The organism is Hymenobacter busanensis (assembly GCF_008727865.1).
In the GTDB taxonomy this organism is placed as follows: Bacteria; Bacteroidota; Bacteroidia; order Cytophagales; family Hymenobacteraceae; genus Solirubrum; species Solirubrum busanense.
Genome location: NZ_VTWU01000006.1, coordinates 60,842 through 84,019, shown reverse-complemented (window position 1 = coordinate 84,019; position 23,178 = coordinate 60,842). Strand labels below are relative to the sequence as shown.

Annotated in this window: 25 protein-coding genes; 11 read left to right on the top strand and 14 right to left on the bottom strand. The window is 62.7% G+C overall.

Translation table 11 applies throughout. From position 1 onward, the window contains the following. Nucleotides 1–121 precede the first annotated feature (121 nt). From F0P96_RS16155 to F0P96_RS16135, 5 genes are all read left to right on the top strand, one after another. A complete protein-coding gene (locus F0P96_RS16155; protein ID WP_151079961.1) occupies nucleotides 122–838 on the top strand; it encodes a DUF2306 domain-containing protein in 717 nt (238 codons plus the stop codon). Then, complete coding sequence (locus F0P96_RS16150; RefSeq protein WP_151079960.1) at nucleotides 835–1,716, top strand: hypothetical protein; 882 nt, start codon at nucleotides 835–837, stop codon at nucleotides 1,714–1,716. Before F0P96_RS16155 ends, F0P96_RS16150 begins: the two co-directional genes overlap by 4 nt. A gap of 67 nt (nucleotides 1,717–1,783) precedes the next feature. Further along, entirely contained in the window at nucleotides 1,784–2,611 is an 828-nt protein-coding gene (locus F0P96_RS16145) for a hypothetical protein (protein WP_151079959.1), read from the top strand. Between the two features lie 158 nt (nucleotides 2,612–2,769). Next, entirely contained in the window at nucleotides 2,770–3,621 is an 852-nt protein-coding gene (locus F0P96_RS16140) for a LexA family transcriptional regulator (protein WP_151079958.1), read from the top strand. 213 nt (nucleotides 3,622–3,834) lie between these two features. Next, nucleotides 3,835–4,554 (top strand): pirin family protein, encoded by a 720-nt coding sequence (locus F0P96_RS16135; protein WP_151079957.1) that lies wholly within the window; start codon nucleotides 3,835–3,837, stop codon nucleotides 4,552–4,554. Nucleotides 4,555–4,637: 83 nt separating this feature from the next. Here the strand turns inward: F0P96_RS16135 and F0P96_RS16130 are convergent, their stop codons facing one another. Both F0P96_RS16130 and F0P96_RS16125 read right to left on the bottom strand, forming a co-directional pair. After that, the gene (locus tag F0P96_RS16130; RefSeq protein ID WP_235917501.1) at nucleotides 4,638–5,486 is read right to left on the bottom strand and encodes an alpha/beta hydrolase; all 849 of its coding nucleotides are present in this window, start codon (nucleotides 5,484–5,486) and stop codon (nucleotides 4,638–4,640) included. 23 nt (nucleotides 5,487–5,509) lie between these two features. Then, nucleotides 5,510–7,363: a M2 family metallopeptidase gene (locus F0P96_RS16125; protein ID WP_151079955.1), complete on the bottom strand. Its 1,854-nt coding sequence runs from the start codon at nucleotides 7,361–7,363 to the stop codon at nucleotides 5,510–5,512. Nucleotides 7,364–7,465: 102 nt separating this feature from the next. Here F0P96_RS16125 and F0P96_RS16120 point away from each other — a divergent pair, with 102 nt between their 5' ends. Next, nucleotides 7,466–7,993 (top strand): SMI1/KNR4 family protein, encoded by a 528-nt coding sequence (locus tag F0P96_RS16120; RefSeq protein WP_151079954.1) that lies wholly within the window; start codon nucleotides 7,466–7,468, stop codon nucleotides 7,991–7,993. Nucleotides 7,994–8,035: 42 nt separating this feature from the next. Here the strand turns inward: F0P96_RS16120 and F0P96_RS16115 are convergent, their stop codons facing one another. The 5 genes from F0P96_RS16115 to F0P96_RS16095 form a co-directional block, all read right to left on the bottom strand. Next, nucleotides 8,036–8,977, bottom strand: coding sequence for a M90 family metallopeptidase (locus tag F0P96_RS16115; RefSeq protein ID WP_151079953.1), 942 nt, complete (start codon nucleotides 8,975–8,977; stop codon nucleotides 8,036–8,038). Nucleotides 8,978–9,074: 97 nt separating this feature from the next. Continuing rightward, a complete protein-coding gene (locus F0P96_RS16110; RefSeq protein WP_151079952.1) occupies nucleotides 9,075–9,473 on the bottom strand; it encodes a hypothetical protein in 399 nt (132 codons plus the stop codon). Nucleotides 9,474–9,548: 75 nt separating this feature from the next. Next, on the bottom strand, nucleotides 9,549–9,908 hold the full coding sequence (locus F0P96_RS16105) for a low molecular weight protein tyrosine phosphatase family protein (RefSeq protein ID WP_151079951.1): 360 nt from the start codon (nucleotides 9,906–9,908) through the stop codon (nucleotides 9,549–9,551). A 3-nt stretch (nucleotides 9,909–9,911) separates the two neighbouring features. Beyond that, complete coding sequence (locus F0P96_RS16100; RefSeq protein ID WP_151079950.1) at nucleotides 9,912–11,327, bottom strand: DEAD/DEAH box helicase; 1,416 nt, start codon at nucleotides 11,325–11,327, stop codon at nucleotides 9,912–9,914. 26 nt (nucleotides 11,328–11,353) lie between these two features. Next, nucleotides 11,354–12,301 (bottom strand): YihY/virulence factor BrkB family protein, encoded by a 948-nt coding sequence (locus tag F0P96_RS16095; RefSeq protein ID WP_151079949.1) that lies wholly within the window; start codon nucleotides 12,299–12,301, stop codon nucleotides 11,354–11,356. 112 nt (nucleotides 12,302–12,413) lie between these two features. Between F0P96_RS16095 and F0P96_RS16090 the strand changes: the two genes are divergently transcribed. Continuing rightward, complete coding sequence (locus F0P96_RS16090) at nucleotides 12,414–12,929, top strand: DUF2062 domain-containing protein (protein WP_160619912.1); 516 nt, start codon at nucleotides 12,414–12,416, stop codon at nucleotides 12,927–12,929. 100 nt (nucleotides 12,930–13,029) lie between these two features. Here the strand turns inward: F0P96_RS16090 and F0P96_RS16085 are convergent, their stop codons facing one another. The 4 genes from F0P96_RS16085 to F0P96_RS16070 form a co-directional block, all read right to left on the bottom strand. Then, nucleotides 13,030–14,001 (bottom strand): enhanced serine sensitivity protein SseB C-terminal domain-containing protein, encoded by a 972-nt coding sequence (locus F0P96_RS16085; protein ID WP_151079947.1) that lies wholly within the window; start codon nucleotides 13,999–14,001, stop codon nucleotides 13,030–13,032. A gap of 123 nt (nucleotides 14,002–14,124) precedes the next feature. Further along, nucleotides 14,125–14,511: a c-type cytochrome gene (locus F0P96_RS16080; RefSeq protein ID WP_235917500.1), complete on the bottom strand. Its 387-nt coding sequence runs from the start codon at nucleotides 14,509–14,511 to the stop codon at nucleotides 14,125–14,127. A gap of 58 nt (nucleotides 14,512–14,569) precedes the next feature. Beyond that, entirely contained in the window at nucleotides 14,570–15,250 is a 681-nt protein-coding gene (locus F0P96_RS16075; RefSeq protein WP_151079945.1) for an SCO family protein, read from the bottom strand. Nucleotides 15,251–15,267: 17 nt separating this feature from the next. Further along, nucleotides 15,268–15,690: a hypothetical protein gene (locus tag F0P96_RS16070; protein WP_151079944.1), complete on the bottom strand. Its 423-nt coding sequence runs from the start codon at nucleotides 15,688–15,690 to the stop codon at nucleotides 15,268–15,270. A 190-nt stretch (nucleotides 15,691–15,880) separates the two neighbouring features. Here F0P96_RS16070 and F0P96_RS16065 point away from each other — a divergent pair, with 190 nt between their 5' ends. Continuing rightward, a complete protein-coding gene (locus tag F0P96_RS16065) occupies nucleotides 15,881–16,774 on the top strand; it encodes a carbohydrate kinase family protein (RefSeq protein ID WP_167291228.1) in 894 nt (297 codons plus the stop codon). A 57-nt stretch (nucleotides 16,775–16,831) separates the two neighbouring features. Here the strand turns inward: F0P96_RS16065 and F0P96_RS16060 are convergent, their stop codons facing one another. Continuing rightward, nucleotides 16,832–17,344 carry a DUF4112 domain-containing protein gene (locus F0P96_RS16060; RefSeq protein WP_151079943.1) on the bottom strand — a complete coding sequence of 171 codons (513 nt, stop codon included), beginning with the start codon at nucleotides 17,342–17,344 and terminating at the stop codon, nucleotides 16,832–16,834. 130 nt (nucleotides 17,345–17,474) lie between these two features. Here F0P96_RS16060 and F0P96_RS16055 point away from each other — a divergent pair, with 130 nt between their 5' ends. Then, complete coding sequence (locus F0P96_RS16055) at nucleotides 17,475–18,473, top strand: aldo/keto reductase (RefSeq protein WP_151079942.1); 999 nt, start codon at nucleotides 17,475–17,477, stop codon at nucleotides 18,471–18,473. 204 nt (nucleotides 18,474–18,677) lie between these two features. On the opposite strand, the gene F0P96_RS16050 is transcribed toward F0P96_RS16055, so the two are convergent. Beyond that, on the bottom strand, nucleotides 18,678–20,171 hold the full coding sequence (locus F0P96_RS16050; RefSeq protein WP_151079941.1) for a diadenylate cyclase: 1,494 nt from the start codon (nucleotides 20,169–20,171) through the stop codon (nucleotides 18,678–18,680). A gap of 191 nt (nucleotides 20,172–20,362) precedes the next feature. Here F0P96_RS16050 and F0P96_RS16045 point away from each other — a divergent pair, with 191 nt between their 5' ends. After that, nucleotides 20,363–20,617: a hypothetical protein gene (locus tag F0P96_RS16045; protein ID WP_151079940.1), complete on the top strand. Its 255-nt coding sequence runs from the start codon at nucleotides 20,363–20,365 to the stop codon at nucleotides 20,615–20,617. Nucleotides 20,618–20,629: 12 nt separating this feature from the next. On the opposite strand, the gene F0P96_RS16040 is transcribed toward F0P96_RS16045, so the two are convergent. Next, nucleotides 20,630–21,859, bottom strand: coding sequence for a BaiN/RdsA family NAD(P)/FAD-dependent oxidoreductase (locus tag F0P96_RS16040; protein WP_201743876.1), 1,230 nt, complete (start codon nucleotides 21,857–21,859; stop codon nucleotides 20,630–20,632). Nucleotides 21,860–21,983: 124 nt separating this feature from the next. Between F0P96_RS16040 and F0P96_RS16035 the strand changes: the two genes are divergently transcribed. Further along, a complete protein-coding gene (locus tag F0P96_RS16035; protein ID WP_151079938.1) occupies nucleotides 21,984–23,174 on the top strand; it encodes a cation:proton antiporter domain-containing protein in 1,191 nt (396 codons plus the stop codon). The last annotated feature ends 4 nt before the right edge of the window (nucleotides 23,175–23,178 follow it).

Sequence of the window (23,178 nt, the reverse complement as noted above, 5' to 3'; positions counted from 1 at the left end):
GCTTCGGTCCGGCGGGTTTTATTTTTATCGAGCCTACACAATTTTCTATATAGTCGCCGTTATAAGGCTGTTCTGGCTTCGCAAATTGCTACTTTAGAAGAAGCCCTTCCCACTCCCTGCTATGTCGTCTTCCTCCGCTGTGTACCGCAGCGCCCAGATTGGGGCGGGTGTGGCCGTTGCGCTGTTCACCGGGCTGATGCTCAAGATGGTGCTGCCGTACCTGAGCTTCGAGCCGGGCATTCATTTTCTGACGACCAAGTCGGCGGCCATCAACAGCAACACGGTTTTTCGCACGGGTTTCTACACGCATATCACCAGCAGCTGGTGGGTACTGCTGACGGGGCTGCTGCAGTTTTTTCCTGCCCTTTGGCGTAAGCGCCGCAAAGTGCATCAGCAGCTTGGCAAGATTTACGTGGCTTCCATTTTGGCCCTGGCCGCGCCCTCGGGGCTGATTCTGGCTTTCTATGCCAACGGCGGGCTGTCGGCCAAAGTCGGCTTCACGCTGCAGTGCGTGGTGTGGTGGCTGTGCACCTGGCAAGCGTACCGACTGGCACGGCAGCGGCAGTGGGAAGAGCACATCAAGTGGATGCTGCGCAGCTTCCTGGTGACGCTGGCCGCCATGAGCTTGCGCCTCGAAAGCTATACCATGTTTTACCTCTTCGGTACCAAGCCCATCGAAACCTACCTCACGGTGGTGTGGCTTTCGTGGACCGGCAACTTGCTGCTGGCCGAAGTACTGATTCAGGCCGGCGCGGCCCGCCGCCTGCTGCGCGACTTTTACCAGAGCCAACCCAATGCCCGACCCGCTCACTTGCAACCACTCACTGTATCCGCATGAACAAGTCGCTCTACTTCCTGGCCAGCGCCGCGCTGCTTGCGGCGGCTTGCCAACGGCAGGCTTCCGAAGCCTCCCGGCCGTTTTCTTCGGCTGCTGCCCGCCGGGCTACTGCGGCCTCGGCACCAGCTGCAGAGCCGGCTGCGGCAGGCCGCGTTTCCGCGTCGCCGGCCCCAGCGGAAGCAGTTAGTGCCGCTCCGTCAGCCGAGTCCAAGGTTTCCGAAAACGCGGTACGGTTTGCGCGGCAGTACAATCTGGCTACCATCTGGCAGCCCGGAGCGGACGAGCACAGCGACGTGAGCAAAAACGGGTTTTTCGGCGCCGATTATTACCGCATCGAAATGGCGCTGCTGCGCGTGGAGCGCGACCCGCAGCGGCCCGAACTGTTGCGCGTGAGCGGTAAAAACCGCTTCAAGCAGCGCATCACGCCGTTCAGCGGTACCATCACCGTCGAGCAGGTGCAACCGCTAAAATTCAAAGGCACGTTTCCCGACAGCGTTCACAACTACACGCTAACAGGACGTTTTGTATTCGACGAAAACCCGCAGGTAGCAGGAGCGGGGCAGTTCAGCGGCACCGTCAGGGCCGAGTTTGAGGTGGATGCCCACGGGCAAGCCACTGCCCTAAGCTACGTTGAGTCGGACATAGATGCCCGCGAGTCGTTTGGCTACGAGTTTAAGGGCCAGTGGCGCGGGGCCAACGGCCGGCAGAAGCCCGTGCTCTGGGCCGACAACTTCTACTACCTGGCCCACGAAGTGCTGTCCGATTTCGACATCGGCGAGCGGGAAATCAACATCAGCCCCAAGTACGTAAAGCGCGGCTGGGACCGTTTCTGGGAAAACGACGAGTGGTGGGCCGAAGCGCCCACGGCCAGCCTCTAGCCACATTTTTCGCCTGCCTTTTCCACTTCTGCCCGCTGCCGGCGGCGCAGGCCAGCTCCCCATACCCATGTACCAACCGTTCGTTTTGGTGGTTGCCGGCCTGCTGGCGGCAGCCCCCACGCTTCCTGCTGCGCCCAATCGCGCCGAAACCCCTGCAACTTCCAAAAAGCCGGTCGTGCGGCCGGTCAGAAAAGCGCCCGCCGTTGTGGCTAAGACCAAAGCAGCAAGCGTCAATGCCCTCAGTAGCCGCAAAATGGCGTTTTTCAAGCGCGTGAACGTGGCACCCCTGCTGCGCTTCAACGCCGCCGAAGGCAACAACATTTTCAACGGGTTCTACAGCTACGATTACTGGCGGCTGGAATTTGTGCTGACCTCGGTGAAGCGCGACTCCGAGCATCCCAACGTGTATTACGTGCGCGGCAAGAGCCGCCACCACCGCAAAGTCACGCCCTTCAGCGGCACTATCACTTTCACCGACTACCTGGCGCTGGCCAAGCCCAACACCAGCGACCTGCCGCATCAGCCCTGGCAGGCGGCCACCATTAGCGGCACGTTTGCTTTTCAGGAGGCCGGCGGCCGGCGCGGCACTTTCAGCGGCGAAGTAGACATGGACATTGCGCCCGATAAAGAACGCGGCGTGCAAACCTGGTGCTGCGCCGCCGACAACGAGACGCGGGGCGGCGGCATTCTGTTCGAGGGGCAGTGGCGCAGCGGCAAGGAGCAGGTGCCGGTCATCTGGAAAGACAACATTTTTGGGCTGGCCCGCCAGATTCTCACCGACTTCGAAATTGGCGAGCGGGACGTGCACATCAACCGCAAATACGCCGCACGGGGCTGGGATACATATTGGGAAAACGAGGAATGGTGGGCAGAAAAACCGTTGGCGCGACGCTAAATGCCGCTAAATCAGCGCCAACTGCGGCGGTGCATATTAATCAGGAATAAGTAAAAAAACTTTTGGCTAATTGAATTAGTAAAAGAGGGGCGTTGTTGGTACCTTCACGAGCCGGTAAGCCGTTGAGGGCGAATTACGTTAGCCGGCCACTTTGCCCCATGATCAATACGAACCTGAAATTCTGGCGCCGCGAACTGAGCCTTACGCAGGCCCAGCTAGCCGATAAACTCAGCATCAAACGCTCCCTCATCGGGGCCTACGAGGAAGGGCGCGCCGAGCCCAAGCTGACCACGCTGGTGAAAATGGCCCGCCTGTTCGGCATTTCGCTCGATGCGCTGGTCACCACCGACTTCTCCAAGAAGCGCCAGGCCGCGGCCGTGCTGCGTCAGTTGCAGAACGTGCCCGCCTTGGATGCTGCCGCAACTGCCGTCGCCGGTACCGATGGCGCGGCTGTGGCCGGCGTCGACAAAGCCTCGGGTGAGAACCTGCGCGTGCTGGCCATTACGGTCGACAAAAACCAGAACGAAAACATCGAACTGGTGCCGTTGAAAGCCGCCGCCGGCTACCTGAACGGCTACGCCGACCAGGAATACATCGAGGATCTGCCCAAGTTCCGCCTGCCCATGCTGGGCCAGACGGGCACGTTCCGGGCCTTCGAAATTTCGGGCGACTCGATGCTGCCCATTGCCTCGGGCACCGTTATCGTGGGCCGCTACGTGTCGGACTGGAACGAGGTGAAAGACGGCACGCCCTGCATTGTGGTGAGCAAGAAGGAGGGCATCGTGTTCAAGCGCGTGTTCAACCGCCTGAAGGAAGCCGCCTCGCTCACGCTGCACTCCGACAACCCGGTGTACTCGCCCTACGAAATCGACGTGGAAGACGTGCTCGAAATCTGGGAAGCCAAGAGCTACATCAGCAGCACGTTCCCGATTGCCGATCTGTCGCTGAACCGCTTGGCCAGCATCGTGCTGGATTTGCAGAAGCAGGTGACGACGATGAAAAAGGCGTAGCCGAACCTGACGCGCCGTTTCTTGGCGGCCGCAGCAGCAAAACCGCACGCATGATAGCCGCCCGGGCCGTTTGGTTCGGGCGGTTTCTTTTGAGCGAGTATAGGGTTTGCTGCATGTAATGTGGATGGCGTGTCTAACTTCACGCCGCTTCGGTGCGTATGCGGGCTAGCTTTTCCCGCGTTCCACCGGAACCTCCTTACAACCGACACCACCATGCTCACTTACATTCCGGCCACTGAGCGCCGCCATGCCTCGCCCGCGCCCTGGCTCAACAGCTACTTCCTGTTCTCGTTTGCCGACTACTACGACCCCAAAAACATGCATTTCGGGCCGCTGCGGGTGTTCAACGACGACGCGGTGGCGGCCAACTCGGGCTTTCCGCAGCATCCGCACTCGGAAATGGAAATCGTGACGCTGGTGCTCGACGGCGAAATTGCCCACGAAGACACGATGGGCAACAAAACCACCATCAAGGCCGGCGAGGTGCAGCGCATGACGGCCGGCACCGGCCTGGCCCACTCCGAATACAACAAGACCGACAAGCCGCTGCAGCTGTACCAGCTGTGGTTTTTGCCCAACCAGCGCGGCCTTTCGCCCAGCTACGAGCAGAAAGACCTCGATTTTCTGGACTCTACCAACGAGCTGGTGCCGCTCGTGTCGGGCCAGAAAGTGCTGGAAGACGTGGTCTACATCAACTCCAACAGCACCATTTATTGGAGCAACCTGCGCGCGGGTAAGGAAGTGCAGTTCAAAACCTTCCCCATCCGGCTCACGTTCATTTACGTGCGCGAAGGCACCATTTTCGTGAACGGCACCGAGCTGGGCGCTGGCGACCAGGCCCGCCTGACCGACGAGCACGTGGTCGACATTCGGGCCGACAAGGACGCGCAGTTCATCCTGATTGACTTGCCGGCGGCGGAAGCCAATTATTAATAGAAGGCACCAGTAAACAGAAAAAGCCAGGCGTTTGCCTGGCTTTTTCTGTTTATACTATTGAATCAAAATGAGAAGGGTATTTACTTCGCAGCGGGCGGCTTGAAAAGCAGCCGAAACGCCCGCAGCGCCGCCGGGTGGTAAATGGTGCCGTGGGTTTCGTCGGGCAGCGGGTCGTAGGTGCTGCGCAACTTGGTTTGGGCCTCGGTGCTTTTCAGCCCATCGGCGAGCTGGCGCATGGTGGCTACGTCGCCATGACTGCTGGCAGTCAGGTACACGGCTTTGCCAGCAAGCTGGCTGGCGTGGGCATGCAGTAGTTTTGGGGCTTGGTTTACGAGGGCGTTCTTGTTCCACCACACGCTGGGGTCGATGGCTATGTACGAGGTAAACAGGTCGGGCTCGAGCAGCAGGGTTTCCACCACAAACAGCCCGGCCAGCGACTCGCCGACGATGGCGGTTTCGTCGGTGGTGCGGTAGCGGGCGCGCACGGCGGGCATCAGCTCGGTACGAATGAACTGGCGGAACGCAGCTGAGCCGCCTACGCGGGGCGCAATCTTCCGGTCTTCGGCTACGTCGGTGGGGCCGGTCATGTCGCGCCGCCGCTCGGTGTTGGCAATGCCCACGAGAATGAACGGCCGCATCGTGCCGTTGTCGACGGAAATCTGCACGAGGCCGGCCACGTGCAGGAAGTCCTCGTTCAGGCCGCCGTCGGGCATGTAGAGCACCGGTAGGCGCATCGTGGTGGATTTGGCATAGCCGCCCGGCAGGTACACGTTCAGCGTGCGCGTTTCGCCCAGTACTTTGGAGTCGAGCGTAAACGTCTCGCCGATGACCAGCGGTTTGGCTGCGGACGGGGCTTTGGTTTGCGCCCTAGCTGCCGGCGGAGCGCATAGCAGGCCTAGCAGCAAAACGAGCCAGTGGATTGATTTCACCGATTTCAGCAGCTGATTTCGCATTACATCGTGTATTTCCGGCCTTTGTTCTGCTGCTTCAGGTAGGTCATCAGCGGCTGGAAGTAGTCGACCATGGCGCGGGCGGAGAGGTCTTCGCCGGTTTTCTCGCGCAAGAGCTGACGCCAGTCGGCCGAGGCGCCGGGGTACATGATGTCGCGCAGGAACTTGCCCACTTCCTGGTTGCCGTAGTAGTTGGTGGCGTGCGGGTCCTGCTTGAGGATGTTCTTGGCAATGTGGTCGTGGAGCTGGAACAGGATGACGTAGCTCAGGGCGTAGTCGTAGTACTGCGCCGGGTCGTCGTTGATGTGGGTTTTGGTGGCCGGGTCGAGGTAATTTTCGCCGCGCGCGGTGGGCGGCACAATGCCCTGGTACTGCTTGGCCAGCGCCCACCATTTGGCGTTTAGCTGGTCCTGGGGCAGGTTTTCGGCGTAAAAGCTGTTTTCCCACTCGCTCATCACCCCCGAGGCAAAGGGAATGAACGTGACGTAGTTGAGGGCTTCCTTGAGCAGCGTTTGCGTCTGGTCGGTTTGGGTTTTGGGGTCAATCAAACCCAGGCCGGCCAGGAACGGTTTCTGCGTAGCGGCCAGGCCCATGAGGCTGCCCATGGCTTCGTGGTAGCCGCGGTTGGCGCCGGCGCGCAGCAGCACGGGCACGTCGGGGTTGGTGTAGGTGAGGTAGTAGTAGATGTGGCCCAGTTCGTGGTGGGTGGTTTCGTACCACTCGGTGTTGCCTTCCACGCTCATCAGGCTGCGCACGTCCTGGTCGAGGTTCATGTGCCAGGCCGAGGCGTGGTTGTTCTTCTTGTAGGCAGCGCCGGCCGGCAGCGGGTACAAGCTCGATTTCTCCCAGAACGTGGCCGGCAGGGCCGGAAAGCCCAAGCTTTGGTAGAACCGCTCGGCCTGCTTCACCTGCCACTCGGCACCCTTCTTGGCCAGCACAGCGTCGAGGTTTAGTCCTTTCACGTCCACCATGCTGCTCCAGTCTTGGCCCCAGCGGTTGGGCAACCAGTGAGCGGGCAGGTAATCGGGCACCTGTTTCTGCCCATATTTTTTGGCCAGCTCGTAGCGGGCGTAGGTGTGCAGTTCGCGGTAGAGCGGGCGCAGTTCGTCGTTGATGCGACGCACCAGCGCCATCATCTCGTCCCGCGTCATGCCGTAGTCGGAGGCCTGGTAGGTGAAGTAGTCGGGGTAGCCGAGGGCCTGCACGGTTTGGTTGCGCAGGCCGCGCAGGTTCAGCAGGCCTTCCTTCAGCGTAGGGCCGATGGCCTTGCTGGCTTCCCACACCTGCTGGCGCTTGGCCACGTTTTTCTCCTTGCGCAGCAGCTCGTCGAGGTCGTTGGTCGTCACGGCTTTGCCGCCGTATTTGTAGGTGAAACCGTAGAGCTTCTCGGTCTGCTGGGTTTCGGCCTTGATGCGGCGCTTCACCACGTCGGCAATGGTTTGGGGCGAGCCGGCGGCGTTGTAAAGGGCCGTTTGCAGCTGCTTCACCTGCAGTGGGTTCAGCTGGTCTTGGTGCCGCAGCAGGCGGCGCAGCTCGTCGATGTTCTGGGCGCTGCCGGTGAAGGCGGCAAAGGCCTCGTTGGCGCGGGCCGTGGCGGCGGCATTGGCTGTGTCGCCGGGCACAATGTGCGTGTTGGAGCGCCACTCCGCCTCACTCGATTGCGTGTAGAGGCGCTGGTATTCGGTGGAATACGTTGTGAGGAAATCGTTGGTGAGGGCCGAATAGTCGAGCGACGCGGGTTGGGCGGCAGGCTCGGCGGGCGGCACCGTAACGGTGGCCGCGGGCGCCGAGGCCTTTTGGGCGCAGGCGCCGAGCAGCGCCGTAGCCGCGAGAACCGGGAGCAGGTGTTTTTTCATGGGAAGCAGGAGTGAGGGCCTTGGTAACCAAATGTAGCACCGTAGCGGATTACCGAGCTGATTACCTTGCGCCTCATTTGCGGCCATCATCGCCTATTCAACATGGAAACGCATCCTATTTCCAATTCGCAACCGTTCTGGGACGATAATGACTATGCACTTGACGCCTCTGTGGAGCCCGCACCTTCCGATGAACTGATTCAGGCCATTGAAGCCAAACTAGGGTACAAACTGCCGGCTTTCTACATCCAGTTGATGAAAAGCCACAACGGCGGAATCCCGCGTAATACATGCTTCCCGACATCTGAGCCCACTTCCTGGGCCGATGACCACGTGGCTATCAGCGGTATTGCTGCCATTGGGCACCGCAAACCTTATTCGTTGTGCGGAGAATTGGGGAGCCAGTTCATGCTCGATGAGTGGGGCTACCCAGCCATTGGCGTGTGCATTTGCGACTGTCCTTCAGCCGGTCATGAGATAATAATGCTTGACTATTCTACTTGTGGCCCCACCGGAGAGCCAGCGGTGGTGCATGTCGATCAGGAGCGAGACTACAAAATCACCTTGTTGGCCCCGGATTTTGAGTCATTCGTCAACGGGCTCGTCAATGAGGGTGTTTTCAGTAACTGAACGGTCCTCTGCAGAACTAGCTGCAGGCAGATAGCCTACTTTTTACGCGGCCGTTTCGGCCTCCTGCGTCAGCTGGCAGCAGTTCTTGAACTTCTCGCCCGAGCCACAGGGGCACGGGTCATTCCGCCCGAGGCGCTTGGGCGCTTTCTTGAGCAAGGTGCGCGGGTCGAAGCGGGCGAAGCGCAAGCCGGGGTCTTGCCGGAACGTGCGGGTGAGCAACTGGTACAACTCGGGGTGCTTGGCTTCGAGCTGTTCGGGCTTTTCGAAGAAATACTCCAGCACCACCGCAAAAAACTCCGAGGTGCTGGTGCCGCCGTAGTCGCCGATGCTCGATTTGCCGGCCCGTATCTGCTCAATTTCCTCGTGCATCAGGCGCTTCCATTCGGGCACGAGGGCGGGCGGCAGCATCAGCAGCGGCACGCCGTCGATCTGGCCGTCGGCTTCGTCCAGCAGGTGCGCAAACTCGTGGATGCCCACGTTCTGCTTGTCCTTGGCGTCGCGAAAGCCTTGCTCCAGCGCGGCCTTGGAGAGGCGCATGTAGTGGTCGGTCTGGAAGTTCTGCACCGAGCCGAGCAGGGTGCCTTCCAGCGGCTTGACCTCGCTTTCGGTGTCGCGGTCGAGTTTCCAGGCATCGGGAAACACCAGCACTTCGCCTAGGTTATCGTACTCCCAGCCGCCGCGGAAGCCGAAAATGGGAATGACTGCCGAGCAGGCTACCAGCAGGCGCGTGGCGTCGTCGATGCTGGTTTTGATGCCGGTAATGCGCGTGCGGCCCAAAAACAGCTGCACCTGCTTCTCGAAGCGCAGCTTTTCGGTGTCGGTGAGGGCCGAGTAGAAGGCCACGCGCTCGGTAAGAATAGTGCGCCAGGCCTCGGGAAAGGGTTGCCGCAATACCGCAGCCCGCTCACGGGAGCCGCCGGTTACGTAGCGGTAAATCAGGAAGAAAATGCCGGCCAGCACGACCAGACCCAGGAAGTAAAGCATCTAGGGCGCAAACGGGAGGCGGCAAGCTAGGGTTGTGGCCGCTTGGCTGGATAGACATTCTTGTTAATCCACGGTTTTAAATAGCCGTTAGAAGAAATTACTTACCAAATAATGCTATAAGCACGGCTATTATTAATATCAAGCCGATGGCAATAAAGGGGTATAAAATACTAGATATAAACGTCAATTCATGGTAAACGGAAATATCCCTTTTGCGGCGGAGGCGATATGCAGCGGCAGCCAGAACTACTGGCCCGCCCAAAATCGAGTAAAACGTTCCGAGAGAAGCCATGCCTGACCATTGCCAAAACAAGCCAGTCAAGACGATAAGTAGAAGCCCGCCGTACGTGGCGAAGACAACGAATAGTTCCAGAATTGGCGCATCACCAACATGTGCACGTTGCATTCGATTTACAATAATCAAAAAAAATGATAACCCGATAAGTGGCACGAATAAGTGAATTATCAGACCTATGATTATTTCTTCAACCTGCATAAATAGCTCTGCAAATAGTTGTTTTAACGATAACCGACTAAGTAAGAGACTGCCGCTCTGAATATAAATGAATCGTTAGCCGAAAGCTGCCGGCCCCAAATGCTCCCGCAGCCGCTCGCGCAGCAAATCCAGTAACACGGCGTCGAGAAACTGAAACTTGTCGGGGATGCGCAGGCACACGACGGGCTTGCCGGCCAGCGCCTCGCCGAACTTCTGCCGCAGGATGTCGGCGTGCCGGCGCTCCATCACAAACACCGCGTCGGCCCAGCCCAGGTGCCCGGCCGTTACGCGCACGCGGGCGCCCGGCTCGGTGCCGGCCGAGCGGGCCTCGTGGTGTGGGTGGTCGTCGAAGAGTCGTTCGGCCGAAAGGCTGCGCCAGCGGTTCTGGCTGCAGATGAACAGCAGCTGGCGGGCGGTAGAAAGGTCTTGCGCCACCGGCTACCGCACCTCGCTCACGCGGATTTTCTTGCCCTTCACCCGCGCGCCAGTGAGGCGCTGCAGCACCTCGGGGCCCAGCTGGCGCGGCACCGTGATGTAGCTGTAGTGGTCGAACACCTCAATGCGGCCCACGTCTTCGCGGGCCACGCCGGCCACGTTCACCATGGCGCCCACCAAATCGTGCGCGCTGACTTTGTCTTTGCGCCCGGCCGACACGTGCAGCGTTACCGAAGTGGGTTTGGCGGCTTTGGTGGCGGGCGGCAGGGCCTCCACTTTCATCTTGGTCCACTGCACGGGCTTTGAGAGCGGGAAGCGCTGCACGTGGGCCTGCTCGGCGGGCGTGGCCAGCATGTGCGCGGTGCCGGCGGCCCCGGCGCGGGCCGTGCGCCCGGCGCGGTGCTGGAACGTGTCAACCTTGTCGGGCGCCTCGTATTGAATAACCGTGTCGAGGGCGTGCACATCGACGCCGCGGGCGGCTACGTCGGTGGCCACAAGGGCCAGGGCCGAGCCGTTGCGCAGCTTCAGCAGGGCCTTGTCGCGCTCGGGCTGGGGCATTTTGCCGTGCAGCACCTCGGCCGCCACACCCCGGCTGACGAGGAACCGGGCCAGCTCCTCGCAACGTTGGCGGGTGTTGCAGAACACCAAGGCGCGGCCGGTTTCGGGGCGTTGCAGCAGGTGGTAGAGGGCGGCGGGCTTTTGCTCGGCCGTGCCCACGTGGCCCAGCAGCGTCAAAGACTCGGGCAAGGTTTCGCGCTCTACGTCGGCCTGCACCTGGCGGGGGCGGGTGAGGTTTTTGCGCACCAGGTCCAGCACCTTGTCGGGCATGGTGGCCGAAAATAGCAGGGTCTGGCGGCGGCGCGGCAGGCGCATCACAATGTTGGCCAGCACCTCCTGAAAGCCCAGCTCCAGCAGCTTGTCGGCCTCGTCGATGATGAGCACCTTGAGGTTGTTGGGCACGATGGTGCGGCGGTCCAAGTGGTCGAACAAGCGGCCGGGCGTGGCAATAACCACCTGCGGCGCCTGCTTCAGCGACTTGGCTTCCTCGGAAAAGCTGTGGCCGCCGTAGAACGCGGCCACGCGCAGGTTCGGCAGGTATTTGCCCAAGCGTTTCAGCTCAGCGCGGCCCTGCAATACCAGCTCGCGGGCGGGCACCAGAATGAGCGCCTGCACGGCGTCGAGCTGCAAATCAACCTGCTGCAGAATGGGCAGGCCGTAGGCGGCGGTTTTGCCCGAGCCGGTGGGCGCCTGGCCCGCAATGTCTTGCCCGGCCAGCACCAGCGGCACCACTTGCGCCTGAATGGCGGTGGGCTGGGTGTATTCCAGCTCGGCCAGGGCACGTTGCAGCGGTTCGGCAAGGCCGAGGGCGGCAAAATCGGTGGGCGTGGGGGTAGTCGTTGGGGTCGGTTCGGCAGACATGCTCGGCAAAGAAGTAAGCTGCAAAGCTACGCCTCTTCTGCTTCCGGCAGGTTCACCAGTCGGTAGCTCACCGCCGAGGGCTTGGGCCGAATGGGCTGCCCGCTGTATTGGGCGTAGGCTTTGGTGAAGCTGGCGCCGAAATAAAACATCATGGCCGAGTAGAACACGAACAGCAGCAAGAGCACCAGCGAGGCGGCCGGGCCGTAAATCGGGCCCAGGTTGCGCGGCTGCAGCAGCAGGCCCAGCAGCCGCTGGCCCAGCTCGAAGAGCACGGCCGTGAGCAGGGCCCCGCGCCACAAGGCCGGCCAGGGCACGCGGGCGTGGCTCAGGTTGCGGAACGTGGCCCCAAACCACAGCATCAGTATAAGCATCGAGGCCCCAAAATTCAGTATCTGAAACAGGAAATAGGTGAACGTGGGGTCAAATTCGTGGATGTAGTCGCCCAGCAAATGCAGCAGCGAATCGACCACCAGCGCGGCCACGGCCAGCACGGCCGTGACCAACAGCAGACTGCCGGAGCGGGCCCGTTCGCGCAGCACTCTGCCCAGCCGGCCGCTGGCGGGCCGGGGCCGCACCTGCCATAAGTCGTTGAGGGAATTTTGGATGACTACGAACAGCGTAGTCGACACAAACAGCAAGAACACTATGCCCAGCACCGTTACCAGCCGGCTCCGCTCGATGTTGGTCACGTTCTGCACAATCTGCTCCAGCAGGCCTGCGCCGGTGTCGCCGATGAGGTCGGAAAGTTTCTCCAGCAGCGCCGTGCGCACGATGGACGCGGGGTAGAGGGCGCCCAGCACGCTGGTGAACAGGATGAGGATGGGCGGCAGGGCAAACGTGGTGAAAAACGCAGTGGCCGCGCCCAGCCGCAGCGGGTCGTGGGCCGACAGCTCGCGGGCGGCGCGGCGCAGCAGGCGCAGGAAATCGAGCCAGAAATGGTGGGGCCGGTCCGGTGCCGGTCGTACCTTTGTCATGCGGGGCGAAAGGGGCCGTAAGCAAAGCCGGCCCGGTGGCGAATGTAGCTACAAACGGCTGGCGCAGGCCGCCTGTTGCCGCCCGTGGCCCACGTCGTTCCGAGTCAAGCCTATGTCCACTGAATCAGTTGCGCCCGCTCCGGGCTTTTTCCGCCGCCGCGTAGTCGAGCCCGTGCTGGGGCAGCTGCGGCAGGGCCTCGCGCCCGAGCAGCTGGCCCTCACCGTGGCCCTGGCGGCTTCGTGCGGCCTGGTGCCGGTGCTGGGACTCACCACTCTGCTGGGGACGGCCGTGGCCATGTGGCTGCGCCTGAATGTGGCCACCATGCTGCTGGTCAGTCACCTGATGAGCCCGGTGCAAATCCTGATTCTGCTGCCGCTGATGCGGTTTGGTGCCGGCCTGCTGGGCGGCCCCAGCGCGGCACAGCTCACGCTGGCGCGCCTCAAATACCTGTTCACTAACGATCTGGCCGGAGCCTTTCAGCTGTTTTGGCGGGCCGAGCTGGGGGCGCTGCTGCTCTGGCTGGCCGGCTCGGTGCCGGTGGTGCTGGGCTTGTATTGGGTGTTGCGGCCGGCTTTCCGGCGTATTGTTCGCCGGCAGGCTGCTTCGCCGCCCAGTCCTTTCGCTTAGAATAGTGACCTTTTAAGCACTATGCTCTCGTTAGCATAACCCACAGAAAAGCCCCGCCGGTATGTTCCGGCGGGGCTTTTTAGGATTTGTGAAGCAGCAGTTAGGCAGTGGCTTCGCGGCGGTACAGCGGCTCTTGCTGGCTGAAGTACTGCGTGAGCGGCTCGTTGGGGTCGGGGCTCAGGCGCACCACGTCGATGGAATCCTGCTCAGAAATGTAGTTTTTGAGCACGGGGCCCAATTCCTGCAGAAAGTCCATGTTGTCGCCGTCCACGTCGAAAGCCAGGAGCAGCCGCGGCGGGGCGGGCTGGCCGGCCAGCTGCATCACGGCTAGGTGAGCAGCATTGATTGGCTCGTGCGAGGCGCAGAACGTCTGCAGCGACTCGCGCATGCCCTCGGGCAAATCGGTTACCTGGTGCAGCTGCACCTGCGGGGCTTCCTGGCCTTCGGCCGTGCCGAAGATGCGGCCCGAAAGCAGGTCGTCGAGCTCCTGCGCCACCAGCAGCTTGCCGAACGCCGAGAAGGGGTTGAGCACGCATTCGGCACCCTGCACCATGCGGAACAAGGCTTCGCCGCGAATGCGCAGGAAGTACACATCCTCGGGCGTGGCGCCGCCTTCGTACACGCGGTCTTCCGAGGAAAACACCGGAATCCGGCCGTCGTGCAGCACGTGCAGCTGTACCTCGGTGCCTTCGCTGATGGTGACTTCGCCGGGCGCGGTGCCTTCGGGCTGCACCGTGAGAACCAGCAGCTCGGCCTGCAGCAGCTCGTGGTAGAAGGCCAGACGCATGTTGGGCTCCTGGGCGGCGCGCAAAATCATTTCCTCCAGCGCCGTGGTGGGCTCGAAGGGCGGCATCGGCGGCATGTTGGGCAGGGGCGGCGGCATGGGCGGAATGTTAGGCATCACCGGCTGCACCTGGGGCGCGGCTTCGGTGGCAAACGTGGGGCGCTGGTAGCGCGGACCGCCCGCGGGCTTGGGAGCTTCGGGCTCGGTGGGAGCCGCCGAAGGGGTTACCGGCGCCGGAGTGGCGGCCGGGGTTTCAGGTTTTTTCTTCAGGAAATCGAACAGACCCATGCGTCAGTAACTGGATGAAGATGCAAGCTAAGGAGGATTGGCGAAGAAAGCAGCCTCCGGGCAAGGCTTTCCGGGAGTAGAAATGGCCGAGGGCGGGGCCAAGCCAGCCGCTGCCGCCGGGCGCTACTTGCCGTCGATGCCGTGGCAGGGCACCAGCAGGGTGGTTACCTCGCTGATGGTGTAGGGCTCCAGCCGGTTGCCCCAATGCGTTTGCACGTAGTTGAGCAGGTTGGTAATCTGAGCGTCGGTGAGGTCGTGCTGGGCGGGCATCACTTGGTTGTACTCGATGCCGTTGACCACCATCGGCCCTTGCTGCCCGTGCTGGATGAGACACGGCAACTGGGTGCGGTGGGTTTTGAGGTAGTCGGCGCCTGCCAAGGGAGGAATCAGGCGGCGCAACCCCTGGCCCTGGTCGCCGTGGCAGCTGGCGCAGCGCTGGGCATACAGGCGCTGGCCCTCGTTTTGGCGGTCGGTGAAGCAGCCCGACAGCAGCCCGACGGCGGCCCCCACAACCGCTAAAGACCCGCAACAGCGCGCAACGAAGCTCGGCATGGGTTTGGCGCGTTGCTTATTTAGCCGCCGTGGCCGATGCCCCCGACACTTCCTGCAGCAGCACCGGCAAATCGCGCAGCAACTGGTCGACTTGCTCGGCGTTGGTGCCATCGTAGCTGCCGCGGATGTGCCGCTGCGGGTCGACGAGCACGAAAGCGCCGCTGTGCACGGCACCGCCGGGGGCAGAAGCGTCGCGCTGGGCGGCCACCATGTACTTGCCAGCCAAGCGGAAAATAGTGTCGCGCGGGGCCGTTACGAAGTGCCATTGGCTGGCGTCTTTCACGCCCAGCCGCTCGGCGTATTCGCGCAGCACCGGAATCGAGTCGTGCTCGGGGTCGATGGTGTGCGAAAGGAAAGCCACGCGCTTGTCGTTCTTGTATTTCTCGTACACGCGCAGCATTTCGCTCTGCATTTTGGGGCAGATGCTGGGGCAGGTGGCAAAGAAGAAGTCGGCGATGTAGACCTTGCCCGCGAAGGTGGCGGGCGTCACGGTTTGGCGGTCTTGGTTGGTGAGCGTAAACGTGGGCAGCGTGGGGTACACCGTGTCGCCGGGCGCCACTACGTCGGGTTCGCCCAGGTAGGGAAGGCGCTGGGTGGCAGCGGTCGTGTCGGTGTTGAACTGGCAGGCCTGGGTGCCGCCCAGCAGGGCCAGCGCCGTGAGCAGCGGGAGGGAGCGGGAAACGAAAGCGCGAATCATCGGCAGAGGAATGACAATCAGTGGGAGGCGGCGGGCAGCAACACCCGGGCGGAGTCGATGCTGTGTTGCATCAGAACACCAACGGAGTCGATGCGGTGCTGCTGCTGGCCGAAATACGCCAGCGTGCGGGCGTGGTCGACCGAATCGGCGGGCTTGCGGTACTGGTGCATCCAGTCCATCATGGCCGCGTCGGCGCGCAGCAGGGCGCGGCGCTGGCGGCCGGCGGCCAGGGTATCGGGCACCCGGCCCAGCTGCTGGCGCAGGGTATACAGCTCGTCCATGCGCGCCATTAGCTCGTCGTGGCGGGCCATGAGCTTTTTCTCGGCGGCAGCTTCTTTTTCTTCGTCGCTTTCCAGCGACAGGCAGCCCGGCAGCAGCGGCAACAGCAGTACCAGGGCGGCAAAACGGCAAAACATCTTCACGCCGCAAAGGTAGGCCACGGACGCGGGATGCAGGGCCGTGCGCCAAGCACTTGCTGTATGTCCCAGATTCAGGCCCCGGCCTCAGCATAACGGGTATTGCCGTTGGGGCCTGCCGGCGAAAACCGAGGGGCGAGGGTGGCATCAGCAAAATTTGCCTGATTTTGCAGGCAAACAGATGCCATATCTGCGTCTTCGCAACCGTAGTATCATGCTCCATTCCACCCAAGTTGTCTGCTTCGGCGAAATCCTCTGGGACCTGTTGCCGTCGGGCAAGCAGGCGGGGGGCGCCCCGTTCAACGTGGCCGTTCACCTGCACCAGCTGGGCGTGCCGGCCCAGCTCATCAGCCGCGTCGGCAACGACGAGCTGGGTGCCGAATTGCTGCGTTTTGTTGCCGCAAAAGGCCTCTCGACGGCGTTTGTACAGCCCGACGATTCCTATCCGACAGGCATCGTGCAGGCCAACGTGGACAACGCCAGCGAGGTGACGTACCGCATTGTTGAGCCCGTGGCCTGGGACTGCATTCAGCCCGAGCCGGAACTCGATGCCCTGGTGGCGCAGGCCGACGTTTTCGTGTTCGGCAGCTTGGCGGCGCGCAGCCCGGCCACTCGCGAAACGCTGCACCGGCTGCTTCCACGGGCCCGCTTCAGGGTGTTTGATGTGAACATGCGCCCGCCGCACTACACGCCGGAAGTGGTGCTGGATCTGTTGAGCAAGGCCGATATGGTGAAGCTGAACCACCACGAGCTGGACGAGCTTATGGGCTGGCTGGGGCAGAACCTCGACCGGGCCGCTGCCATGCAATGGCTGGCCGAGCGGTTCGGGCTCCAAGCCGTGTGCGCAACCTGCGGGGCCGACGGCGCCATGCTGTGGACCAACCAGCAACTCTACCAGGCTCCTGGGGTGCGCGTGGCCGTCACCGACACCATCGGCAGCGGCGACTCGTTCTTGGCAGCGTTGCTAAAAGGCTGGCTGGCCGGGCAGGAGCCGGGCGAGATGCTGCGCTTTGCCTGCGCCACCGGGGCCTTGGTGGCCACGCACCGGGGCGCCACGCCCGCCTTCACCGAGGCCGACGTGCGCCACTTGCTCGACGCTCAAGCCTAAACGCAAGGTGTAACAGGTGGCTACGTGAAATCGGACGTACGGATAGCGCGCCCGGACCTAATAGGTCCAATGCTGCTGGCCGTATTCCCAGAGCCAGAGTAACACCTTCCACAGGCCCCAGCCCAGCAAACCCAGCACCAGCAGCAGCCCCACGGCCAGGGCCACCACCAAGCCGGTGCCACTGCCCTGGTGCTTCCCTTCGAGGTAGTGGCGCTGGAGCAGGCGCACGTTCCGCTCGTTGCTCTTGTAGGTGAAGTCGAAGAGGTTGCCGATGATGGGAATGCTGCCCACCACGGTGTCGAGCAAGGCGTTAAGCACCATCAGAATGACGAGCTTGCGGCTGGCTCCGTAGCGGGCCATCGTCACGATGAGGGCGGCCGAAATGGCAAACGTGCCCAACTCCCCCACTACGGGAATGAAGCCCAGAATGGGGTCGAGGCCGAAGCGGAAGTTGGTCCCGGGCAGTCGAAACTGGCTGTCCATGAGCTGTGCCACCTGCGTTACCCAGCGCAGGCGCGGGTCGGTGGCGGCAGAAGCGGTGACGGTTTGGGAGCGGGTAGGAGCGGCCATGATCGGGGAGGTTTGTGCTTTTAACGCAACTGCGCGGTCGATGGGGGCGTGAAGGGGCGCGTTAATCCTTTTGCCCGTCCCGCGGTTGTGCATATTCGTACACTTCCTTCCTCCAACCTCACTACCTGCTATGGCAACTCTTGAAACCCGCACCCTGGGCCGCAACGGCCTGCGCGTCTCGGCCCTCGGCCTGGGCTGCATGGGCATGTCCGACTTCTACGCCGGCCGCGACGACGCCGAAAGCACCCGTACCCTGCATCGTGCCCTGGAGCTGGGCGTCACCTTCTTCGACACGGCCGATATGTACGGTCCCTACAAAAACGAGGAGCTGCTGGGCCGGGCCTTCCAGGGCAAGCGCGACCAGCTGGTGCTGGCCACAAAGTTCGGCATTCAGCGCGACCCCAACGACCCCACCAAGCGCGGCATCAACGGCCAGCCCGCTTACATGCGGCAGGCTTGCGAAGGCTCCCTGAAGCGTCTGCAAACCGACCACATCGACCTGTACTACCAGCACCGCGTCGACCCCAATATACCCATTGAAGACACCGTGGGGGCTATGGCCGAGCTGGTGCAGCAGGGCAAGGTGCGCTTCCTGGGGTTGAGCGAGGCCTCCGCCGACACCATCCGGCGGGCCCACGCCGTGCATCCCATTGCGGCCGTGCAAAGCGAGTACTCCCTCTGGAGCCGCGACCCCGAAGACGAAGTGCTGGCCACCTGCCGCGAGCTGGGCATTGGCTTCGTGCCGTATTCGCCGCTGGGCCGCGGCTTCCTCACCGGCCAAATTCAAAAGTTTGAGGACCTGGCCGAAGACGACTACCGCCGCTTCACGCCGCGCTTTCAGGGCGAAAACTTCCAGAAAAACCTCGACCTCGTGGCCCGCATCAACGAACTGGCTCAGCAGAAAAACTGCACGCCCGGCCAGCTGGCCCTGGCCTGGGTGCTGGCCCAAGGTCCCGATATCGTGCCCATTCCCGGCACCAAGCGCGTGAAATACCTCGAAGAAAACGTAGCCGCCCTCGACGTGCACTTGAGCGAAGACGACCTGCGCCGCATCAACGAAATAGCCCCGCAGGGCGCCGCTGCCGGTTCCCGCTACCCCGCCGAAATGATGAAATCGGTGAACGGATAAGCCTTCTGAAGCTAGCGGCTGGTTTCCCTACAAATGAGGAGCGGCTAGGCAATGGTGAAAGAACGTCAGAGGCGCAGCCGAAGCATCTCGTTTGTGTAGTAAGGAGGCAAACCACTACCTCACATCAGCACGCGAGATGCTTCGGCTGCGCCTCTGCATGACGGACTACTTATATGATTGTCCTCCGTGCGACGGGCCGGCGTTTCACTTCTTCACCGACGGCAGCAAATCAATCCAGCCGTCTTCGCTCACCACCACGGCCAAAGCCGGGAAACGGCTCGACTCGATGTAGCGCAGGGCCGAGTTGTAGCGCGAGCCGCGCGACGAGTCGCCCTTTTCGGTGGCCAACCCGTCGAGAATCGCGCCGATGGCGAAGCACGTACCGTGCGGGTTGATGAACACCGCGCCGTCGATATTGGTAACCAAGCGCAGCACCGAGGGCGTCATGAAGCGCGGCGCCACCCGGAAGCACTGCCGCGAGAGGCGCTGCGCCTCGTAGCCCGCGCCTTCCGACACGATGAGGATGGTGCCGGTGGGCTGCGTAGTGGCTTTCAGGGCCAACTCCCAAAGGGTTTGCACCGTCACGTCGGTCATGGCCGGCCACATGCGCCGGATGGTGTTGGTGAAATATTGCTCCTCGATGCGCCCCTGCGGCAGCCGCGGCGTGCCCGATACCACGCGCATCATCACGTGGCCGTCGTGGCTCAGCTCCCAGTTGTGGTGGGTGGTGAAGTGCACGGTAAACAGCGGTTCGTAGGCCTGGTCGGTGGGCTCTACCAGGTATCCGAGGCCGAACACGTTGGTGGCGTCCGACATGAGGGCCGTGCGGCCTTCGCTCATTTCCAGCAGCTTCCGGATGGAGCGGTGGTCGCGCAGGGGGACCGGGGTTTCGAGCGTGAGCACCGGCACCACGGCGGCGTGGTTGCGGCGGGCCAGCAGCATGGTGCCGCGGCCTTCGATGCCCTCGTGGCGCAGGGCCGCCACGCCGTTGCAGGCGTCGTAAAGGCCGTGGTTGCCGCCAGCCGGGGCGTGCATGAAGCGGCGCCCGGCCGAACGCAGCAACTCGTTGTAGTCGCGGTCGAGCAGGGGGCGGCCTTCCTCGGCGTCGGAGCCGCGCAGGGCCTTGCTGCACTCCAGCAGCACCTCGCGCACCACCGCCATCAGCAGCGAAGGCGGACGCGACTCGCTTGTGGCGTCTTCGTTGAGGGCGTAGTAGCTGTGAAAGGTGTCGGCGGCGAGCTGCAGCACCACCATGACGAGGGTGCCGTTGAGCAGCACCGGCAGGGAGCAGAACGAGGCCCGGCCTTCGGCCGCGCTCAGGGTTTGCAGCTCCAGTTCGGCGGCGCGGCGCACCAGCCCGTACCAGCGCATCTTCTCAAACCGATCCTGGTCGTCGGCGTGCAGGTGGTATACCACTTCGCGGGCCGCGTCGGGCTCCAGGCTGGCGGCGCGGGCTTTCACCTGCGCAAAGTTTTCGGGGGAGTAGCGGTGGGTGGCCGGCTCGATGCGCACGGCGCCGGGCTCGTCGGCCTCACGGGCAGCCGCCATGCCCAGCAAGAATACTTCGGGGCGCAGGTTGCGGTCGAGCAGGTTGAATACACCCTCGGCCAGCAGCTGGGCCGAGACGCGAAAGAGGCTTTGGTAATCCCACATGGGCAGGCGAAAACGAACGGGCCGGAAGGCGGCAAAGGCCCGCATGGTTGGCTTCGTACGCGAAACCACGGCTGCAAGGTACACGGCCCCCGAAACTGCGGCTGCGGCCGGCAACTTTTGGGCCCCGCGCAGGTTGTTTTTTTGCCCGATGTACCAGACAGTCAGCGCCCGGTTTGCTTGCGCTTGGTTGCCGATTACTGTATCTTAGGTGAGCCCCCGCATAGCCCCGTGATGCCATGATGGTCGATTTGTTTTTTGGCTTTGTATGCGCCCTGATGTGGCTGCCGCTCGTCACGGGGTATTGCGCGTACAGCTACGGCCGCTCGTTCTGGCTGTGGTTTGGGCTGGGCTGCGGGCTGCCCATCGTCTCGTTCTTCGTGCTGCTGGGCCTCATCTGCCGCGAGCAGTTCAGCCCCGGCCACAAGCTGGTGGAAGAAGCCAAGCGCATATTGGCCGAAGCCGAGGCCGCCGAAGTAGAGCGGCACTTGTAGCCCGCTCTCGGCCTAGGATTTGTCGAGCCACTGCCGCATGCCCTGCGCGGCCCAGGCCCCGGTACTGAAACAGCCCTGCAGCAAATACCCGCCGGTGGGCGCTTCCCAATCGAGCATTTCGCCCGCCACAAATGTGCCTGGGCGGCGGCGCAGCATCAGCAGCTCGTCGACTTCGGCAAACGGCACGCCGCCGGCGGTGCTGATGGCTTCGTCGAGCGGGCGCAGGCCGGCAATTGGTACCGGCAGGTTTTGAAGTAGCTGCGCGAGCTGCGCGGGGTCCTGCAACTGTGCGGGCGTGGCCAGCTCACGCAGCAGCGTGGGTACTGGCGGGCCTAGCTTCAAGGTCTGGCGCAGCATGTCGGGCAGGGAGCGGCCGGCGCGGGCCTGCCGCAAGCGCGCTTGCAGTTCGGTAGGCGAGAGGTCAGGCTTGAGGTTGAGGTAGAGCGGCGCGGGCGTAGCGTGGCGCAACGCAGCGCGCAGGGCTGGCGTGAGGGCATACACGGGCGTGCCTTCGAGGCCGTACTCGGTGAGCAGGACTTCGCCGCGGGCTTCCGCCGGGCCGCAGCGCAGGGCGAGGTTTTTGAGCGGCGCACGGCCTACTTTTTCGCGAAAGAAAGGTGACCACGCTACTTCGGCTCCGCAATTGGCTGGCTCAAACGGCACGCTGCTGACGCCGATGTCGGCCAGCAACGGTACCCACTGGCCGTCGGAGCCGGTTTTGGCCCAGCTGGCGCCGCCCAGGGCCAGCAGCGTAGTGCGCGGCTCGATGCGAAGCTCCGTTCCCGTGCGCTCGTCGCGCAGGCGCAGGCCGTGGGTGCCCTCGAAGCCGAGCCAACGGTGGCGGGTGTGCAGCTGCGCGCCCAACGCTTCGAGCCGCTGCAGCCAAGCGCGCAGCAGGTGCGCCGGTTTGTGCTCGGGGGTGGGAAACACGCGCCCACTACTGCCCACGTAGGTGGCAATGCCCAGGTCGGCGGCCCAGTGGCGCAGGCTGCCGGGGCTGAAATAGGCGAGGAAACGCTCGAATTCGGGTTGCCGGGCGCCGTAACGAGGGCCGAAGTGCGCGGCCGGTTCGCCGTTGGTGAGGTTGAAGCCACCGTGCCCGGCCACCAGAAACTTGCGGCCCGGCGTGGCTTGCGCCTCGTACACCGCCACGCCCGGCACGCCGGCTTCGGCCAGGTGCTGGGCGGCCAGCAAGCCGCTGGGTCCGCCGCCAATAATGGCTACTGTGGGGTGCTGCGTCAAACGAAACGGGGCGGCGGAACAGCCGCAGAATTGGAAGCAAAACAGGGGCAAGCCGGGGCGCAAAAATAGGGCGCGGCGGCGGCTTGTCTCGGCACTTTGCGGCCGAGCTGCGTAAGTTGGCCCCATGGGACCCTACTCCATCCTCATCTACCTGAGCGTTGCCATCATCCTCTCATACCTGTTCGATATCATTGCCCGGGCTACCAAAATTCCCTCGGTGCTGATGCTGCTGCTCACCGGCATTGCCATCAAACAGGCCGTCGACTACACCGAAACGCCCGTGGAGCTGCCGCGCGTGATGCTGCAGCTGCTGGGCATCGTGGGCCTGATCATGATTGTGCTGGAGGAGTCGCTCAACTTGAAAATCAGCCCGGAAAAAGGGCCGCTGATCCGGCGCTCCTTTGTGGCGGCCAGCGTGATGCTGCTGGTGCAGGCGCTGGCCATTGCGTGGCTCTTGCAGCTGTATCTGGGCGTGTCGTTTCAGAGCTGCCTGCTGAATGCGGTGCCGCTGGCCGTTATCAGTTCGGCCGTGGCCATACCCAGCGTGGCCAACCTGGGCGGTGAGAAGCAGGAGTTTATCGTTTACGAAAGCACCTTCTCCGACATCCTAGGCATCATGCTCTTCAACTTCGTAGCCCAGGACAACTTCGCCCAAGGCATGTCGGTGCTCACCTTCTCCCGCGACTTGCTGGCCATCATCGTGGTGTCGGTGCTGAGCACGGTGGTGCTGGCATTCTTGCTCGGCCGCATTCGGCTGCACGTGAAGTTTTTCCTGGTGCTGGCCTTTCTGGTGCTCATCTACAGCCTGGCCAAAAAGCTGCACCTCTCCTCGTTGCTGGTGGTGCTGGTGTTTGGCTTAGCCGTGCGCAATGCCGATTTGTTTCTGCGCGGGCCGCTGCGCCGCTGGGTGAACCTGGAGCGTCTGCAGGACGAGCTGCACCAGCTTAAGAGCATCACCGCCGAGTCGGCCTTCCTCATCCGCACGTTTTTCTTCCTGCTTTTCGGGTTTTCCATCACGCTCACCAACGTGCTCAGCGGTACCCTCTTGCTGCAGGGCGCGCTCATCGTAGCCGTACTCACCCTCATACGTTACGTGTACCTGCGCTACGTGTCCCGCACCAGCCTGGTGCCCGAGGTATTCATCGCGCCCAAGGGGCTGATTACCATTCTGCTGTTCTACAGCATCCCCAACAAACACCTCATCGGCGAAGTCAGTGAAAACATTCTATTCGTGGTGATTCTGCTGACCGGCGTGCTCATGCTCATCGGCCTGCAGCTGCCCAGCAAGCAGCCAGCCGACATTGGCGAGTATTGAAGGG